The organism is Pseudaeromonas sp. HNCC25DJ182 (assembly GCF_055413365.1).
This window is the reverse complement of sequence record NZ_JBVAYG010000003.1, coordinates 31,823-50,212: the sequence shown is the minus strand read 5'-3', so window position 1 is coordinate 50,212 and position 18,390 is coordinate 31,823. Positions and strand designations below refer to the sequence as shown.

General features: G+C 55.1%; 15 protein-coding genes and 4 tRNA genes. 10 read left to right on the top strand and 9 right to left on the bottom strand.

The window, feature by feature from the left end; genetic code table 11:
• Positions 1-480: 480 nt before the first annotated feature.
• The 5 genes from ACZYUB_RS03595 to ACZYUB_RS03575 all read left to right on the top strand — a co-directional run bounded on the left by ACZYUB_RS03595 (position 481) and on the right by ACZYUB_RS03575 (position 6,878).
• Entirely contained in the window at positions 481-867 is a 387-nt protein-coding gene (locus tag ACZYUB_RS03595) for an EAL domain-containing protein (protein WP_463945925.1), read from the top strand.
• A 271-nt stretch (positions 868-1,138) separates the two neighbouring features.
• Entirely contained in the window at positions 1,139-1,486 is a 348-nt protein-coding gene (locus ACZYUB_RS03590) for a hypothetical protein (RefSeq protein ID WP_463945617.1), read from the top strand.
• Between the two features lie 173 nt (positions 1,487-1,659).
• Positions 1,660-2,430, top strand: a complete 771-nt coding sequence (locus ACZYUB_RS03585) for a substrate-binding periplasmic protein (RefSeq protein ID WP_463945615.1) — start codon at positions 1,660-1,662, stop codon at positions 2,428-2,430.
• A 240-nt stretch (positions 2,431-2,670) separates the two neighbouring features.
• Complete coding sequence (locus tag ACZYUB_RS03580; RefSeq protein WP_463945613.1) at positions 2,671-3,801, top strand: efflux RND transporter periplasmic adaptor subunit; 1,131 nt, start codon at positions 2,671-2,673, stop codon at positions 3,799-3,801.
• A gap of 2 nt (positions 3,802-3,803) precedes the next feature.
• On the top strand, positions 3,804-6,878 hold the full coding sequence (locus ACZYUB_RS03575; RefSeq protein WP_463945611.1) for an efflux RND transporter permease subunit: 3,075 nt from the start codon (positions 3,804-3,806) through the stop codon (positions 6,876-6,878).
• A 340-nt stretch (positions 6,879-7,218) separates the two neighbouring features.
• Here the strand turns inward: ACZYUB_RS03575 and ACZYUB_RS03570 are convergent.
• The 4 genes from ACZYUB_RS03570 to ACZYUB_RS03555 form a co-directional block, all read right to left on the bottom strand.
• Positions 7,219-7,302: transfer RNA gene (locus ACZYUB_RS03570), tRNA-Leu, on the bottom strand.
• Positions 7,303-7,356: 54 nt separating this feature from the next.
• A tRNA-His gene (locus tag ACZYUB_RS03565) sits at positions 7,357-7,432 on the bottom strand.
• 43 nt (positions 7,433-7,475) lie between these two features.
• Positions 7,476-7,552, bottom strand: a tRNA-Arg gene (locus ACZYUB_RS03560).
• 16 nt (positions 7,553-7,568) lie between these two features.
• Positions 7,569-7,645, bottom strand: a tRNA-Pro gene (locus ACZYUB_RS03555).
• A gap of 193 nt (positions 7,646-7,838) precedes the next feature.
• On the opposite strand from ACZYUB_RS03555, the gene folD reads away from it, so the two are divergent.
• The gene (folD, locus tag ACZYUB_RS03550) at positions 7,839-8,693 is read left to right on the top strand and encodes a bifunctional methylenetetrahydrofolate dehydrogenase/methenyltetrahydrofolate cyclohydrolase FolD (RefSeq protein WP_463945609.1); all 855 of its coding nucleotides are present in this window, start codon (positions 7,839-7,841) and stop codon (positions 8,691-8,693) included.
• 83 nt (positions 8,694-8,776) lie between these two features.
• Here folD and hutZ read toward each other — a convergent pair whose 3' ends face one another.
• From hutZ to ACZYUB_RS03530, 4 genes are read right to left on the bottom strand one after another with little or no spacing between them, the layout of a single operon-like run.
• Positions 8,777-9,322 carry a heme utilization protein HutZ gene (hutZ, locus tag ACZYUB_RS03545; protein ID WP_463945607.1) on the bottom strand — a complete coding sequence of 182 codons (546 nt, stop codon included), beginning with the start codon at positions 9,320-9,322 and terminating at the stop codon, positions 8,777-8,779.
• A gap of 11 nt (positions 9,323-9,333) precedes the next feature.
• Complete coding sequence (gene hutX / locus ACZYUB_RS03540; protein ID WP_463945605.1) at positions 9,334-9,846, bottom strand: heme utilization cystosolic carrier protein HutX; 513 nt, start codon at positions 9,844-9,846, stop codon at positions 9,334-9,336.
• Positions 9,833-11,224, bottom strand: a complete 1,392-nt coding sequence (gene hutW, locus ACZYUB_RS03535; protein WP_463945603.1) for a heme anaerobic degradation radical SAM methyltransferase ChuW/HutW — start codon at positions 11,222-11,224, stop codon at positions 9,833-9,835. Before hutW ends, hutX begins: the two co-directional genes overlap by 14 nt.
• A gap of 37 nt (positions 11,225-11,261) precedes the next feature.
• Positions 11,262-13,259, bottom strand: coding sequence for a TonB-dependent hemoglobin/transferrin/lactoferrin family receptor (locus tag ACZYUB_RS03530; RefSeq protein ID WP_463945601.1), 1,998 nt, complete (start codon positions 13,257-13,259; stop codon positions 11,262-11,264).
• Positions 13,260-13,441: 182 nt separating this feature from the next.
• On the opposite strand from ACZYUB_RS03530, the gene ACZYUB_RS03525 reads away from it, so the two are divergent.
• The 4 genes from ACZYUB_RS03525 (at position 13,442) to ACZYUB_RS03510 (ending at position 16,972) form a co-directional block, all read left to right on the top strand.
• Entirely contained in the window at positions 13,442-14,224 is a 783-nt protein-coding gene (locus tag ACZYUB_RS03525; RefSeq protein ID WP_463945599.1) for an energy transducer TonB, read from the top strand.
• A gap of 106 nt (positions 14,225-14,330) precedes the next feature.
• Positions 14,331-15,200: a heme/hemin ABC transporter substrate-binding protein gene (locus ACZYUB_RS03520; RefSeq protein WP_463945597.1), complete on the top strand. Its 870-nt coding sequence runs from the start codon at positions 14,331-14,333 to the stop codon at positions 15,198-15,200.
• Positions 15,201-15,203: 3 nt separating this feature from the next.
• Positions 15,204-16,214, top strand: a complete 1,011-nt coding sequence (locus ACZYUB_RS03515) for a FecCD family ABC transporter permease (protein ID WP_463945595.1) — start codon at positions 15,204-15,206, stop codon at positions 16,212-16,214.
• The gene (locus ACZYUB_RS03510; RefSeq protein WP_463945593.1) at positions 16,211-16,972 is read left to right on the top strand and encodes a heme ABC transporter ATP-binding protein; all 762 of its coding nucleotides are present in this window, start codon (positions 16,211-16,213) and stop codon (positions 16,970-16,972) included. Before ACZYUB_RS03515 ends, ACZYUB_RS03510 begins: the two co-directional genes overlap by 4 nt.
• A 142-nt stretch (positions 16,973-17,114) precedes the next feature.
• Here the strand turns inward: ACZYUB_RS03510 and fabV are convergent, their stop codons facing one another.
• Complete coding sequence (fabV, locus tag ACZYUB_RS03505) at positions 17,115-18,314, bottom strand: enoyl-ACP reductase FabV (protein ID WP_463945591.1); 1,200 nt, start codon at positions 18,312-18,314, stop codon at positions 17,115-17,117.
• Between the last annotated feature and the right edge of the window lie 76 nt (positions 18,315-18,390).

Genomic DNA, 18,390 nt, shown 5'->3' with positions numbered 1-18,390 from the left:
CGCGGTGAATTCACCTCAACTCGCTTTTATTTATCAACATTAACAGCCAATCGGGATAATAATAGATATGCCACTTCTGGAATTCGTAAAGAACATCATACACAGGCGTTATAAAATAATGAAATATATAATACACACCTGCCAACAGCGGAGATTGATCCAGCTCGTTGCATTGGATTTGAAATATTAAGTCGCTGGAAAAGAAAGAATCATGGCGAATTAACACCTGACATATTCATTTCATTTTTAGCTCCATGGACTAACCAGCAAGCTGGCTCTTAAATCTATTTCATGTGCGCTAGAGGATCTATATTCTGAATCAACCCCACCGGATAACTTTCAAATTTCTCTAAATGTATCAATCAACGATCTTTGTTCAGGCCATTTCCTACACTGTCTTGCCAAAATATTTAATTCTTACAACTCCAGCCGACTGGGATTTAAAATTGCTATTGACGACTTTGGTGTTGGTTATAGCACCTGCAGCGAGTCTCAGATATATCATTTGACTTTATAAAGATAGATAAAAATTTTCTCATTGACTTACATAAAAGGAAAAATGCAGTTAATGTGTATGAATCAATCATTAAACTGGCAAAGTGTTTGAACAGCGAATTAATAGCTGAAGGTATTGAAGATTTAACCCAGCTTTGTTTTATCTGTTCTAAGAATATTGAATATGTCCAGGGCCGGCATTTTTCTCGCCCTGTCTCTTGGATGGCGTCCAATGACGTTTATATTTCATTTAATGGACGGAAATTATCGAGATTATGTAAGACAATAAAAATATCAAACCAACTCAAAATCAGTATTAATGCACTCTGTAGCAAGACTCTGGCATGGCATGTACACAACTCTCATCCATAAGCATGTGGCACGCTGAATCAATTGAGTTAAATATAGAAACATCAATTGCGATATTAAAACCAGAAAATCATAGTCAACATGATAACTTCCACTTTTGACAAAAATTAAAAATGAAACAATGAAATTACCTCCGGTGAATGTTCCCCTTTTACGGGCGACAATGAGATCATGCCCATATATTCCATTTATTGCATTACTATATATTGCATTATTGATGTTAATTTAATACTTTATAATTTAATTGATATATATAATTGAAAGTATATGAACCATGAACAACATAGATATCGGGTCTCTTTCCTTGAAGGCTAAATTCATCATCCTGTTTTTCTTTATATTTTTTTCTTTAATTTCCGTTACCATTGCAGTAGTTAAACAAATTTATGATGACCAACAGATAAAAAATATGACCGATAGGATGTCAATCCGCATTCAACAAAACGGTTCAAGAGCAATTAAAAATAATGTAGCTAAAGAGAGTTTAAGCAAGACATATGAAACCGCTTTAACAATAAGCACTATATCAATGCAAACAACTTATTTCACCGAAAAACAACTCATACCACAGAAAATATCAATCGTAATACACAAGCCATTTTTAATGTTGACCGTTAAGTGAATATATATATTTCGATACTTCTGAGAAAGAAAAAATGGTAACAATTCTAAATAATCATATTTCTTCAATGTTAGATAGCTAATTCATGGATTTCCGCAACGCTATATGTGTGTGTTTTCTGTAAAATTACATGTGTGCTATACTTTTTTGCTTTTTTACTTGGAATAGACCCTTTGAGTGATGAAACAATGAAATACTTAACCCTATTCGTTGCTCTTGTCTTCTCCTCAGCTAACGCACTTGCAGAAAAAGTTGTGTTCGCAATCGGTGAATGGCCTCCCTATGTGTCATCAGAGATGGCTAACTATGGCTATACAACAGAGCTTGTCAGTGCAATATGTCGCGAAGCGGGGATTACTCCTGTTTACAAATTTTATCCTTGGGCTCGAGCTGAACAATTAGTTCAGGAAGGTAAGGTTTTTGGATCCTTTGCTTATGCCATTACCGAAACCAGAAAGTCAAAATACCTGTTGTCAGATGTATTCCAATATGGGGATAATGTGTTTTTATATTATGATGACAACATTAACATCACTGATAATATCATAGCTGCAAAAGATTTGAATGATCTGAAATCATTAAGCTTTGGTGTTGTACTTGGTGACTTCATGAGAGAGGAGTATGAAATCAGAGATCTGAAACACTATGAGGTAAAAAACACCAGACAACTGATAAGAATGTTAAAAGCAAAACGAATCGATATGATTGTTGGCGACCGAGCCTCACTGCATTATGAAATTAAAAAAACATTCCCTCAAGAGGTGACAAAGTTCAAGGCATTGACTTTTAGCTATATGAATGCCATGCCAAACGTTCTAATTGCCTCAAAAAAACATCCTAATTCCGAACAAATTCTCGCGCGATTCAATACTGGACTAAAAAAAATCCTAGCGAATGGTGTTTATCGCGAGATAGTCAACAAGAATAACATTCATAGCATTTAGAACCATGATGATAGATCAATACTCTGATATCATTTTCACCCCCAAACAATTGGATGAAGACAGCGGTTTCAATGAGTACGATTTTACCATGCATAAACGGCTTATAAGCTAAACAGCAATACCCCTAGCAATACAAGATTCGCCACACCTATAAAACTGATCTCGAAAAAGCTGACACTGCGAAACTTTTATAAGAATACAATCACCCATCTGCCAACGATGAATACGAGAAATCACACAATGAAACTTGTTGTCTTGCTGCGCCGCCATCCACGACTGTCACTGGTTGGGATCCTGCTGTTACTGCTGGCAGGGATCTGGGTCTGGCTAAGACCCTCGCCCCCCACGTTGACGGTGGCACCGTCTGCGGCGCCGGCGGCACTAACCGTCAGCGTCATTACGCCTCACCCTCAAAACTGGCCTATGACACTCACCGCCAACGGCAGTATCAGCGCCTGGCAAGAGGCTGTGGTCGGCGCCGAGATCGGCGGCCTGCGACTTACCGAGTTGCGGGTGGATGTCGGCGATACGGTGCACAAAGGACAACTATTGGCCCACCTGCAGGAGGAGACGGTACGAGCCGAACTGGCGCAGACCGAGGCCACTCTCGATGAGGCCGAAGCCATGTTGCAAGAGGATACAGCTAATGCTGAACGCGCACGTCGCGTACAGGGCAAGGGGACACTCAGTGAACAGCAGGCCACCTCCTATCTGGTGGCGGAGCGGGCTGCCAAGGCCCGGGTAGCCGGTCTGCAGGCGGCCGTACAGAATGCACGCCTGCGACTAGCACAAACCCGTATCACGGCTCCGGATGACGGCACCATCACCAGCCGCCTGGCCACCCTCGGTGCCGTGGTACAGACCGGTGACGAGCTGTTTCGGCTCAATCGCGGCGATCGTCTGGAGTGGCGCGCCGAACTGCCAGCCGCCGAATTGGTACAGATTAAACCCGGCATGCCAGTCCACGTCACCACCACGGCCGAACAGCAGTTGACTGGCACGGTGCGCCAGGTCGCCCCCACTCTGAATGCCGCCAGCCGCACCGGGATCGTCTATGTGGACTTGCCCACCGGGCAGAGTACCCGCGCCGGTATGTTTGCCCATGGTGCGATCGAGCTTGGACAACAGGAGGTGTTGACGGTCCCCCAAAGCGCTCTGTTGCTACGTGACGGCTTCCATTATCTGTTTGAGCTCAGAGCCGACAACACATTACGCCAGATTAAAGTGGAGCCGGGTTTACGACGGGGCGATGAAATTGCCATCCTTACGGGGCTGGCTACTTCGACGAATATCGTCAACAGTGGCGTCGGTTTTCTCAATGAGGGCGACAAGGTACGCGTCTCCTCACTGACTTCAGCCACCGGAGAGTGAGCATGGCGCGTCTGAATGTTTCGGCCTGGTCCATCCGCAATCCGATCCCCAGCGTACTCGGCTTCCTGCTGCTGACCCTGATCGGTCTGATGGGCTTTCACCAGATGGGTATCCAGAATATGCCGGATATCGATCTGCCTATGGTGGTAGTCAGTGCCGCGCTGCCCGGCGCCGCCCCCTCACAGATGGAGACCGAGATCGCCCGCAAGATCGAAAACTCGGTAGCCTCGGTGCAGGGGGTCAAGCACATCTATACCCAGACCACGGATGGCTCGGCCACCATCACCATCGAGTTCCGTCTCGAAAAACCAACCCAAGAGGCACTGGATGACGTCCGCGATGCCGTCAGCCGCATCCGCTCCGACCTGCCGGGCGACATGCGTGACCCAGTGATCAGTAAATCCGATCTGGCTGGCACCCCGATCCTGACCTATACGGTGGCCTCCAACCGGATGGACGACGAGGCGCTCTCCTGGTTTGTTGACAATCAGCTAACCCGTTCGCTGCTCAGTCTCCCCGGGGTCGGCGCCGTCAACCGTGTCGGTGGTGTCTCACGGCAGATCCGGGTCGAACTGGATCCGGATCGCATGCAAGCACTGGGGGTCACAGCCGCCGATCTGTCACGCCGCGTACGCCAGATCCAGCAGGAGGCCTCCGGGGGGCGCGCCGATGTCGGTGGTAGCGAACAGTCGGTGCGCACCATAGCGACGGTACAGACTGCGGAACAGCTGGCCTCGCTGGAATTACCGCTAGCCGATGGCCGCGCGGTACGCCTCGACCGCATCGCCTCGGTAAAGGACACCATAGCCGAGCCCCGCTCCTTGGCCCTGCTGGATGGCAAACCTGTGGTAGCCGTCGAAATCGTGCGTAGCAAGGGTGGCAGCGAGGTCAACATCATGAACTCGGTGCGCCAGGCGCTGGATAAGGTGCGCCAGCAGCACCCGGATATCCGGATCGACGAGGCCTTCAATTTCGTCACCCCAGTGGTGGAAAACTACGACAGCTCGATGCAGCTGCTGTATGAGGGAGCCCTGCTGGCGATTCTGGTGGTCTGGCTGTTCCTGCGCGACTGGCGCGCCACCCTGGTCTCAGCCGCCGCCCTGCCGCTGTCGATCATCCCGACCTTCGGCGTCATCCACCTGCTGGGCTTCAGCATCAATGCCGTCACTCTGCTGTCGCTGTCACTGGTGGTCGGTATCCTGGTCGACGATGCCATCGTCGAGATCGAGAACATCATGCGTCACCTGCGCATGGGCAAGAGCCCCTATCAGGCGGCGATGGAGGCGGCCGACGAGATTGGCCTGGCGGTGATCGCCACCACCTTCACGCTGATCGCCGTCTTCTTGCCCACCGCCTTCATGACCGGCATCGTCGGCAAGTTCTTCGTCGAGTTTGGCTGGACGGCTGCCATTTCGGTCTTCTTCTCTCTGGTGGTCGCGCGCATGCTGACTCCTATGATGGCCGCCTATCTGCTCAAACCCAATCCAGATGAAGAAGAGGAAGCTCGCTGGCACCACTATTACATGGCGATGGCCGACTGGTGCATGCACCATAAGGGGCGCACCGCGGCCATCACGGCGCTGTTCTTCTGTGGTGTGCTGTTTGGCCTGGCCCCCCTGCTGCCCACCGGCTTCATTCCGCCAGACGATCTATCACAAACCCAGATCAGCCTGGCCTTGCCGCCAGGCAGTACACTCCATCAGACCCATCAGAGTGTTCAACTCGCCGAGAAGCTGGCCAGGGAAAATCCGCATGTGAAGAGCCTCTACACCACCATTGGTGGTGGAGCCTCCGGCAGCGATCCCTTTGCCTCCGGTGGCGTGAGTGACGTGCGCGAGGCGACGCTGACCATCAACCTGACACCGCGCGAGGAGCGCAGTGGTCTGAGCAAACAGGCCATCGAGACCGACCTGCGCAACCGGATGGCCGAGCTGCCGGGAGTCCGCGTCAAGGTCGGCCTCGGCGGCTCCGGCGAGAAGTACCAGCTGGTGCTCTCCGGTGACGAAGGCGAAACACTGGCCCGCTTCGCCCGCCAGGTAGAGCGGGAGATGCGCGCCATTCCCGGTGTCGGCAACATTACCTCCAGCGCTAGCCTGGTGCGCCCTGAGCTGGTGATCCGTCCAGACTTTTCCCGCGCCGCCGATCTCGGCGTCACCGCCGAGGCCATCGCCGACACGCTGCGTATCGCCACCACGGGGGACTATGACCAGAATATTCCCAAGCTGAATCTCTCCCAGCGCCAGGTGCCTGTGCTGGTCAAATTCAAGGATGCCAGTCGTGAGGAGTTGAGCCGCTTCGAGCGCATGCTGGTACCCGGCAGCCATGGCCCCGTGATGCTAGCCAACATTGCGGATATCCGTCTGGAGAGCGGCCCGGCACAGATTGACCGTTTCGACCGCTCGCGCAACATCACTCTGGATGTCGAACTCAACGGTCTCGCCTTGGGCGAGATGGAGGCAGCAGTCAGCACGCTACCCAGCCTGCAGCAGTTGCCTGCCGGCATCAGCAAGGCCGCCTTGGGCGATGCCGAGGCGATGGCCGAGCTGTTCGAAGGCTTCAGCCTCGCCATGTCCACCGGCATCCTCTGCATCTATCTTGTGCTGGTGCTGCTGTTCAAGGACTTCGTGCAACCGGTGACGATTTTGGCAGCCCTGATCCTGTCGATACCCGGGGCCATATTGGCGCTGTTTATTTCTCAAACCGCGCTGTCGATGCCGGCCATGATAGGCCTCATCATGCTGATGGGGGTAGCGACCAAAAACGCCATTCTGTTGGTGGAGTACGCCATCATGGCCCGTCAGAATCGAGGATTGAACCGGTTGGACGCCCTGCTGGATGCTTGCAGCAAGCGCGCGCGCCCCATCATCATGACAACGGTGGCCATGGGTGCCGGGATGTTGCCGATCGCCCTAGGTCTTGGCACAGATCCCAGCTTCCGCGCCCCCATGGCCATCGTCATCATCGGCGGCCTCATCACCTCCACCTTCCTGAGTCTGCTGGTGGTACCCGTGGTGTTTGTCTACATCGATGATCTGCGGTTGTGGTTTGTGAGGCTACTGAAACGAAGTTCAACATAAATCAGCTCTACAACCGCCCGAAATTGTAGATCACTGAACCGGAACAGAAGGAAATTCGGCTCGTTTGTGCAATCTGATTCATAGCCAATTCAATCAGACGACAAACGAGCCGGGAACTAAATGAGACATTCACCGATCATAATGAGTCGCACATGCAGATCATTACTTTCAATAGAAGCGCATCGTCATTTATTGCAGGATTGCCCACTTGAACGAAGCTCTCTTGTCACTGCTGTTGCAGCGAACATCTCAACATTACAAAGGCCTCCATCTCTAGTACCGCGCTCTTGCGGACGCTGCAAAACAAAAACCCCGGCACATGGCCGGGGTTTTGTTTGTATGGTGCGGAAGGAGGGACTTGAACCCACACGCCTAAGGCGCCAGAACCTAAATCTGGTGCGTCTACCAATTTCGCCACTTCCGCGAAGAGGGCTTGGTCCTCGTTACCTATCAACAAGTAACGCCAACCTGGTAATGATGGGGTGGCTGATGGGGCTCGAACCCACGACAACAGGAATCACAATCCTGGACTCTACCAACTGAGCTACAGCCACCACTGACTTTTACTTCTTTAACGTGCCTTACTGCTTATCACAATGGTACGCCCTACAGGAATCGAACCTGTGACCCACGGCTTAGAAGGCCGTTGCTCTATCCAACTGAGCTAAGGGCGCACTGCCTTGCGAAGCGTGGTCGGTGATAGAGGATTCGAACCTCTGACCCTCTGGTCCCAAACCAGATGCGCTACCAGACTGCGCTAATCACCGACATTGTTGTAAGCGTACCGACAACGGAGGCGAATACTACCGATTAGAGTATGAGGCGTCAAACACTTTTCCCCCCAATAGTTTCAATCGCCTACTTCTTATTCTATGCCGCTTTTCCAACCGAGCCAGACTAACGATTTCGTTAAAAAAATGCGACAATGCGCGCCACGAATACGCAAGGTGAGAAGGAAGCATGTCAGCCAAAATTATCGATGGAAAGGCAATTGCGCAGTCGGTACGTCACACTGTTGCCGCCCGGGTCCAGCAACGAATTGCCGCCGGGTTACGAGTCCCGGGCCTCGCCGTGGTACTGGTCGGAGAAGATCCCGCCTCCCAGGTCTATGTCGGCAGCAAACGCCGCGCCTGTGAAGAGGTCGGTTTTGAATCACGCTCTTATGACTTACCGGTCACCACGAGCCAAGAGGCCCTGCTGGCCCTGATCGATGAGTTGAACCAGGATCCGGCCGTCGATGGCATTCTGGTGCAACTCCCCCTGCCCGCGCATATCGATTCAACCTTGGTGATTGAACGGATCCAGCCCGATAAGGATGTAGACGGCTTCCACCCTTATAATGTGGGCCGACTGGCGCAGCGAATTCCCGCCCTGCGTCCGTGCACCCCCAAGGGCATCATGACGCTGATCCAACACACCGGGGTCGATACCTATGGTCTGAATGCGGTGATCGTCGGCGCCTCCAATATCGTTGGCCGCCCCATGACCCTGGAGCTGCTGCTGGCCGGTTGCACCACTATCACTACCCACCGCTTCACCAAGGATCTGGAATCCTTCGTCCGTCAGGCGGATTTGTTGGTGGTCGCCGTGGGCAAGGCCGAGTTTATTCCCGGTGAATGGATCAAGCCCGGTGCCATCGTCATCGATGTCGGCATCAACCGTCTGGCCGATGGCCGTCTGGTCGGCGATGTGGCCTATCAGGCCGCTGCCGAGCGCGCCAGCTTCATCACCCCGGTTCCCGGTGGTGTCGGCCCCATGACAGTGGCCAGTCTGATTGAAAACACGCTGGAAGCCTGCGAGCAGTACCACAGCTGATTCTCTGTGCTAGAGCCGTTCGGGTGGTGCAAAAAGGGCTGTCCATCGACAGCCCTTTGGTTTAACGATGAGCTCAAGAGCCATTAGCGGCTGACGTCTGGTTCCAGACTTGGGGGTTGCGATCTGTGTCCCTCGGTGAGATGCAGCACATCAATCAGATCATGCGGGTTGACCCGGTAAGCCTGACCGAAGCCCTTCACATACAACCCCATCTGCGGTTGCAGGCAGAATAAGGTGAAATCCTCCATCTTGGACAAACCCGCCACTATCTCCCCATGCCGCGCCAGCAGAGCGGCAACACCGAGCGGCCACTCTTCGCTGTCACGCCCGACGATGCGCACACTGGCATCAAAGGTCAGCCGCTGACGTGCGTACAGCTGACGCGCATTGGCCTCATCTTCAATCAGCATCAGTGAAACTTTAGGCACTTGCTTGAGATTGCGGGCATGGCGGGCGATGTCGGAAATCAGCACATAGTAACCCTCCTGACCCAAGGCGAAGGGGGCGTAACTGACATTCGGCATACCGTCGGCATCCACGGTGGCCAGCATCAGGCTACGACAGGCATCCCGAAAAGCCTGAATTTCCGGCTCCAGCCGTTGTTGTAAACGTTGCTGTTTATCTTGCATCTGTTATCACCTCAAACCATTGCTGCAGGCAGAGAATCCAGCTGTCGCCAGTGCTGGAAGCGGGTTACCTGATCGGCCAGCAAGCGGCGATCGGCATCACGGCCGAGATAAATCTTGAAAGCACAACGTCCGGAGGCGGCAATGAAGGCGAAGGCATAGCTCTCTTTGCCCATAAACGGCTTGCTCAGCAGAGCAATATGCGTGATGCCATCCAGCTTGAGATGCCCGTGCAACCCCTCGTCACCCATCAGGTTGTAGTAACCACGCGCCGTTTTGCCGGCAGGCAGCAGCCCCTTGAACTCGAAAATAGAGCCGTCAGATTCCACAATCGTAGTCAGCGCGCCCCACTGGCTCAATTGCAGCAGCAGTGCCTCGGCCTGTTCACCCGACCAGAGGGTGACCCACTCGGCAGGCAAGAGTCGAATCAGCGCACCTTCTGTCAGCCCGAGCGTTTCTGCCATCGCCATCGTCGTTTGATGGGGATCCTCGGCAATCAGGGTGGCAAGTTGTTCAGTGTGCGGCATGTGTAGCTTCCTTATGTTGTTGCATCAAAGAGGGGGGAGCGCCGGCGCGGCCGGCCAGAGCCGTCAAGGCACCTTGCGCCATATTCACGCTCCAGAAACGCCCGGCGAGGGTCAACTCAGCAGAATTAGACCCGAGTTCCAGAAGACCTCGTTCAGCCCAAGCGCGCAGTAAGGGGGATAACGTCTGGAACAGTTCAGGCTCACCGGCACGGGCCCAGAGATTGGCATCCAGAATGCCGCGATCAAAAGCCGCCTTGAGCAGGCCATCCCGTGCCGCATGCGGCGCAGGCTCCATCATCATGGCGATAGGCCATGGGGTGCGGGTAAACGATTCCTGATAAGCGGGCAGATCCCGGTGCTGCATCAGGGCCACACCATTGATGTTGCCCCCCGCCCCGGCACCGAGCGGCAAGACATCGGCGCTGGTTTTGGCTAGCGCGTTGTAGCGGCTGCGTTCCCGTGCATCGCGGGCCCAGTGGCTGACACTCAGGCGGGTCAAACCGGCGGCTTCCAGGGTTTGCGCTCCATAGGCGTACATCCGGGCTTTCATCGGCGTCATGGCAGGTGGCGGTTGTTTGCCCTGTTCGATGAGTCGAGCCATCGGTGTGCCCTGCATTTCAATCAATTGATAGAGATCGACGCCGTGGGCACCACTGGCCAGAAAGTCGGCGATATCCCGCTGCCAGCAGGCCTCATCCTGAAACGGTAAGCCGAACAGCAGATCAATAATAATGGGCGCGGCATCGGCAGCGGCCAGTTGCTGCAATCTGGACATGACGGCGTCGCGCAGATCCAGGCGCTTGGCCGCTCGACGGACCTGACTATCGAAACTTTGCACGCCAAACGAGAAGCGGTTGAACCCGCCATGCAAGGCAGCATCGAACTTGTCGTCGTTGAAGCCGTTGAGTCGCCCTTCCAGAGTCATCTCGCAATCATCGCTGAGTGGAAACAAGCGCCGCAGTCGTTGCCCCAACTCCTGGATTTGCCCGGCACTCATGTCGGTGGGCGTGCCACCGCCAACATACACAGCATCAAACGGTGCGGCTTGCACCCAGGGCTGACGCGCCTTGTTCTCCAACTCCTGCCACAAGCCATGCAGGTATCCATGGATCCAGTCCGGACTTGCGGCGTATTGAAAAAACGAACAGAAGGTGCACCGCACTCGACAAAAAGGAATATGCACGTACAAGCAACGGGCGCGCCCCGGAACCGGCTCGGAAGCCAGCAACTGATCCATCCGGGCAGCCTGGGCTTCCGGTGTGGTCAGCGGTCGCCCGCCGCGTCCGGCATGGGCACTACTCTTGCCTGCAAAGGCAAATTGCAACGGATCCGGGGTCCTATGACCTAGGATAGTGGCATCGAACTGTGAAATATCCATAACTCGATAGAGCCCCGGTCACCCGGGGCTCGCCTCATCAGAATTGGTAAGCAACCGAGAGCTTGCCGTTACGTCCCGGAGAATAGAGCTGGTTAAACGCTGGCAGATAGTACTGATCCGTCAGGTTATCCAGCGCCAGATTGACTCGCCAGTCTTGCCAGGTGCCACTTTGCGGCTGCCAGCGCATGGACAGATCGACCAGGGTATAGCCGTCATAGCTCGCCACATCATTGTCTTGTGGCACATGGCTTTGTGAACCGTAGTGAGAGATCTTGGCGCCAACATCCACATCACCGGCCAGCAAGCCCTGATTGATACCGAATACCAGCTTGTCAGCCGGGACACCGGACAAACCATCGCCCTGGCTCTTATCAAGACCGCGCGTCTGGCCATAGGCCAGTTGCAGGCTCAGCAGTTGCCAACTGTAGTCCGCCGCCAATTCGTAACCCCTGAGTTGTGCCGAGGAGACATTGTTGTAGCTGGTCTGGAAGATCATGTTGGCAAAATCATTGACCACTTGTTGCTCGATGTAGTTATCCACATCGTTGTCGAACCAGCTGGCCGTCAAGCCCAGACGATCCTGAGTCAACACATCGTTGAAGGTAAAGCGGGCAGAGAGCTCCTTGTTCTTGGCTGTCTCGGCCTTCAGATCCGGATTGGGCTCGAAGGTATTACATATGGTTGGTCCCATGCAGAAGTGGGTGCCGGAGGTAAAGAGCTCTTCACTGGTCGGAGCGCGGAAGGCCTCGTCATAACGGGCCCCCAGCGTCAACCAGGAGGTGGTCACCCAGGACAAGCCAAGGCTCGGCGAAATATGGTCTTCGGTACGAGCGGAGTTCGCCTGCTGCTTGTCTTCGGTATGGAACTGGTCGTAACGCACGCCTGGCGACAAAGTCCAGTCCCGAGCCAACGGAATGTCTGCCTGAACAAAGGTGCCCCACACCCGGGCACGACCATCGGCCGGGATCGGACGGTTGCTTCCTTCCCGCTGGCCATCGGTCTTGTCTGCATAAATATCGGCACCCGCCAGAACCGAGGCCCACTCCAGTTCGGCGCGATTGTTCAGATTCAGACCCAGAGTCTGATAGTTCACCTCATCCTGCTGGGCTTTGGCGATACGGTATTCATCAAATTGGGTCTGGTTGACATAGGCTGTCACTCGGGTATCCAGCAACGGGTTGTTATCTGGACGCAGGCGATAATCCAGTGTCGAGTTAAAATCACGGGTCTGTTGATCGACTAGCGGCACCGAGCTGCTAACGTCAGCCGACGGATTACTAGGGGCGTTCTGATTCGATTCGCTATGGCGCAGTGACAGCTGGATCCGCTGCGCATCATCCGGCTCCCAACCAAACTTCCCCATCACCCCTTGCTGACGAGCAGCCGAGTGTTGCAGATCTTCCCCATTCCCGAGGCGGATATTGTTGCTGTCGTTGTAATAACCATTCAGCAACCAGTCACCCTTCTCGCCGGTCCGACCATACAGGGCCGTGCTGGTCAGCGACTTGTCATCCGCCGTCTGGAAGCCCTGCTTGGCATAACCACCCAGCTCCTGACCCGGCTTGAGCAGATCATCGGCATTGCGGGTATTGGTGGCCACAACCCCCCCTAGTGCACCACTGCCCCACAACGAGCTACTGGGCCCCTTGACCACTTCGACCTGTTCAACCAGCTCCGGATCAACAAAGTAGGTACCGCGATGCCCGGAATTGGTGTTCTGACGCACACCATCAATGACTTGCAGCACCCGATTCCCGCTCAAACCGCGAACAATCGGTTGCTGCGCGCCAGGGCGACTACCGCCTCCGACTTCCACGTTGTTTTCATACTTGAGTGATTCAACAACAGAGTCCGGTTGGCGCGCTTCGATCGCCTTCTTGGTAACCACAGCCACGGCGCGTTGCTGCTGATCAGCAGGCTTTTCATCCCGGGTTGCAGTCACTACGACGGTAGAAAGTTCATCCACTTCTTCTGCGGCAACGGCACCCTGCATGCCCATCAGGCCAGCGCAAACCGCCAAGGCAACTTTTGACATATCGTTCACGTTTTGAGTCCTTTTTTATAACTATTCCAGAAACTTGGGCCAGAATAATTCGGACTAAACGCAAATGCAAATAGTTCCCATTTGATCTTTTTCAGGGTCTTTTGTATATTCGGTCGGTAGATTTCACCTGCTACCGGAGTTGACCCCATGCGGCATGGAACGGGCAAAACATCATGATGCCAACAGCAAGGATCTGGATTTCCGGAGTCATCTCGGTGGCGATTCATGTCGGCATCTTTTCACTCGTGGCCTATTCCGGCAATCAAGCCAAAGCCCAATCTGACTCCGCCCTCGAGAACAGCCGGATCAGCGTGCGGCATGTGACTGCGCCTGTAGTCAGACAGAAGATCCAGGCCACGGTTACAAAGGCCATCTCAGAGCCAGTAGCAACGGTCGTTCCTACTCCCAAGAACCCGCGAGCAACCCCGCAGAACAAGTTGGCGACAACGAGTGCACGTCCACAGCCGATCAAGGTCGCCACGACTAAGCCGATCACATCGAAAAAGCACCCTCACCCCGGGGAACATGGCCAACAGAAGGCGACACCTTCGATGCATACCGTACGCCCCGCGTCGCAGCCAGCCACCGAGTCTGCCCGCGGAGTTGCAGCACTGCGAGCACAAGCAACCTCGCGACCGGTATCCACGGCTCGCCAGCAACGGACTGTCGATCCCTACCATCCGGATCCCTACTATCCGGCGCGATACCGAGGGACGCCAACTCAGCCACCATATCCCAGATTGGCGGTACGATTGGGGCAGGAAGGGACCACGCGACTCGTGGTCGAGATCAACCCCCAGGGCGAGGTAGTCGCCATTTCACTCCATAAAAGTTCCGGCTTTGCCGTGCTCGACAAAGCTGCCATCGCAGCAGTTCAGGAATGGAAATTTATTCCCCCGACCGGGGTCACAGGGACCAGCAAAGCACTGGTGCCTGTCCGATTCAAACTGAGCTAAACCATGCTGGGTCGATTTCAGCTTATGGCATCCGCTCACCTCGTAACCGGACATTCACCCCCCTTATTGTCAATTGACCCGACCTCACTCACTGGAGATGTACCCCATGAAGAGCATGAAAAATCTGTGCTTTGTTAGCAGCGCTCTATTGAGCTGTGCCCTACTCAGCCCTTCCCTGCTGGCTGCCGAGCGGATTGTCAGTGCCGGTGCCGGTATCAGTGAGCTGATCATCGCTCTGAATGGCAGCAAGCAGCTGGTCGCCACCGACAGTACTTCCCGTCTGCCCCAAGGTCTCACCCTTCCCAATGTCGGCTATCACCGGCAGTTGGCGAGTGAAGGGATCCTCGCACTCCAGCCGACCGTACTGGTTGGCAGTGATGAAATGGGGCCCAACCATACCTTGCAACAACTGCAACAAGCGGGCGTTCGTATCGATAAACTCTCATCCCGTGCTGACGTCGCGACCTTGCAGCAGAACATCCAGCACTTGGGCACACTGCTGGATCAGCCAGCAGCGGCAAAACAGTTATCCCAACAGGTGGAGCAGCAGGTGACAGTACTGCACCAGCACGCTGGGCACCTCAAACAGCGCCCGCGTTTGCTCTATCTGATGATCCACCCAGGACGGCCAGCCATGGTAGCCGGTGGCAACACCCCGGCATCGACCCTCATCGAACTAGCTGGCGGCATAAATCCGGCCGCCGAGCTCGCCAATTATCAATTGTTGAACCTGGAATCCCTGTTGGCCATGAAGCCTGATGCTCTGTTGGTCAGCACCCGGAGTCTCAAGCAAGACCCGCAATTACTGCAGCACGCCTTTGCGCACATCAAGGATCACCCCCATCTGCAGAATCTGCCCGTCTATCCTGTTCCTGGCCAGGCCTTGATCGACGGCATGAACCTCAGCACCGTGAATGCCGCAACCCGCTTGCAACAGGTGCTGCTCAAAGCAGCAGCCACCGCGGAGACCCACTGAGTCATGCGTCTTGGTACCGGTACATCCCTGATGCTTCTGATCTCGCCCCTGCTCGCGATGGCCATGCTGTCGTTGGCGACAGGGGCTCTCCCGTTGACCCTGGGCGATACCTGGAGTGCATTGCAGGGACTGGGCGATCCCACCCACCAACTGGTGATTTGGCAAATTCGGCTGCCACGTAGCCTGATGGCGATTGCGGTGGGGGCTCTACTCGCCCTCACCGGCGCCATCTTGCAGGGGTTATTCCGTAATCCCCTGGCAGACCCAGGCATTATTGGCGTCAGTGGTGGCGCAGCGCTGGGCGCGGGACTGGCTATCGTGTTGCTACCGCAACTGGCCATGCCATGGTTGACCCTGGGCTCGACCACACTACTGGCATTTGTCGGTGGCTTGCTCACCACCTTGCTGGTTTACCGGTTGGGCCATACCGCCTATGGCACCTCGATGGCGATGATGTTGTTGGCCGGTGTCGCCGTGGGTGCCATCGCCTTTTCTGTACTCGGCTTACTCAACTATGTTGCCGATGATGAACAACTGCGGGATCTCTCCTTGTGGCAGATGGGTTCCCTCGCGGGCGCCAGCTGGCCTCGGGTCACGCTCTCCCTGCTGGCCACTCTCCTGCTCTGGGGCTGGAGCCAGCATCAAGCCAGGGCACTGAACGCCTTGCTGCTAGGGGAATCGGAAGCCCGGCATCTGGGCGTGGCGGTGGAACAACTGAAACGGCGCGCCATTCTGGCGTGTGCTCTGGGCGTCGGCATTGCCGTGGCGGCCGCCGGCATGATCGGGTTTGTCGGGCTCATGGTTCCGCATTTGATGCGGATGCTGACCGGGCCCGATTACCGGCGCTTGCTGCCACTGAGTGCGCTAGGAGGTGCCCTGTTGCTGCTGCTGGCCGATCTGCTGGCGCGCACTCTGGCCCCTCCCGCTGAAATTCCGGTAGGCCTCATCACCGCCCTGCTCGGTGCGCCATTTTTCCTCTGGCTACTCAAACAGCGTCAGGAGGCGCGAGGATGAAGCCCTTATCGATTGTCGATCTGCAGCTGCAGTTAGGACGTCGTCCGCTATTTGATGGTCTGTCACTGGAGCTGGAGTCCGGTGCATTGACCGTCCTGCTGGGACCCAATGGCTGTGGCAAATCCACCCTGTTACGCACCATCTGTCATGACATCCCCTATCAAGGCGAGATCCGGCTGTTTGACCAACCTCGGCAGCACTGGCATGCCCATGCATTGGCACGAAGGTTGGTGGTGCTACCGCAAAGTTCGATGCTGGGTTTTGATTTTCGCGCCCGTGAGGTGGTCGAGTTAGGGCGCTATCCCTGGCATTGTAGCCGCGACGAGAATCTGCGCCGCATCCGCAGCAGCATGCAGTCGCTGGATGTCTGGTCCTTGCGGGATGCGCCCTACCAGCAGTTGTCCGGTGGCGAAAAGCAGCGGGTGCATTTTGCCCGGGTGTTGGCGCAACTGGACCCTGATCAACCCGGATTACTGCTGCTGGATGAACCCACCTCGGCACTGGATCCGGGCCACCAGCATCAGACCCTGCAATTGGCCCAGGCCCAGGCCCGGGCGGGTCACTCGGTGCTGATCGTGCTCCATGATCTGAATCTGGCCAGCCGTTACGCCGATCGACTGCTGCTGATGCAAGAGGGCAAGATAGTGGCCGACGGCGCCCCGGCAAGCACCTTGACAGCCCGCAACCTGCATCAGCTCTACGGCGTAGGTCCCGAGTTGTGGTTGCATCCAACTCACGGTCGACCTGTGGTGATCTGAACCAGCCCGTTATTCAATGACTCCGAGTGTCAATCCGCTCGCGGCGTATCGCCACATCGGCAGCTTAAATGGCATAAAAAAACAACGCCCTCCAATGGAGGGCGTTGTTTCGAGTCATGAGCAATTAAGCGCTGCGATCCGCTTATGCCAGCTCGATCACATCGAAGTTGACTTCGGTGGCCACGTCAGCGTCGTAGTCCACACCCGCCCAGCCAAAACCGAACAGCTTGAGGAATTCATCCTTGTAGCCTTGGTAATCGGTCAATTGGGACAGATTTTCGCTGGTGATTTGCGGCCACAGATCGCGACACGCTTGCTGCACATCATCACGCAGCTCCCAGTCATCCATACGAATACGACCCTTCTCATCGGTCGGGGTCGGCTCGCCTGAGTAGAGGCGGGTCCAGAACAGACGCTGGATCTGCTCCAGGCAACCTTCGTGCAGGCCCATCTGCTTCATGATCTGGAACGACATGGAAATGTACAGTGGCATCACCGGAATAGCGGCCGAAGCCTGAGTCACCACCGACTTGAGCACGCCCACATAAGCACTGCCACCATGAGTAGCCAGCTTGGTGTTGATGGCCGCACTGGCGCGGTCCAGATCTTCCTTGGCGCGGCCCAGGGTGCCATGCCAGTAGATCGGCCAGGTCAAATCGGTGCCGATGTAGCTATAAGCCACACTCTTGGCGCCATCGGCCAGCACGCCGGCCGCTTCCAGAGCGTTGATCCACAGCTCCCAATCTTCACCACCCATCACCTTGATGGTGCTGGCGATCTCTTCGTCCGTGGCAGGTTCGACTTCGGCTTCGACGATGACATCTTTATTGGTGTCGATGGCCGTGGTCTTGTAGACCTCACCAATCGGTTTGAGCGCCGAGCGGATCACTTCACCAGTATCCGGCAGCTTGCGCACCGGCGAGGCCAGTGAATAGACCACCAGATCGACTTGACCCAGATCCTGTTTAATCAGCTCGATAACCTGATCGCGGCAGGCATGGGAGAAGGCATCGCCGTTGATGCTCTTGGCATACAGACCAGCCTCTTTGGCGGCCTTGTCAAAAGCGGCGGCATTGTACCAACCCGCACTGCCGGTCTTCTTGTCGGTACCCGGCTTTTCGAAAAACACACCGATGGTCGCCGCATCGGAACCAAACGCCGCCGTAATGCGTGACGACAGGCCATAGCCGGTAGAGGCACCGATCACCAGCACGCGCTTGGGACCCTGTTCCAGTTTGCCTTTGCTCTTGATGTAGGCGATCTGTTGGCGAACATTGGCTTCACAGCCGGCCGGATGAGTGGTGGTGCAGATAAAGCCACGTACCTTGGGGGTAATGATCATGGTCGGTTCTCTAGTCAGTCGGTTTTGGAAAATCGTGGCAAATGATACATGATTCCCAACCACTTGTGATGTCGGA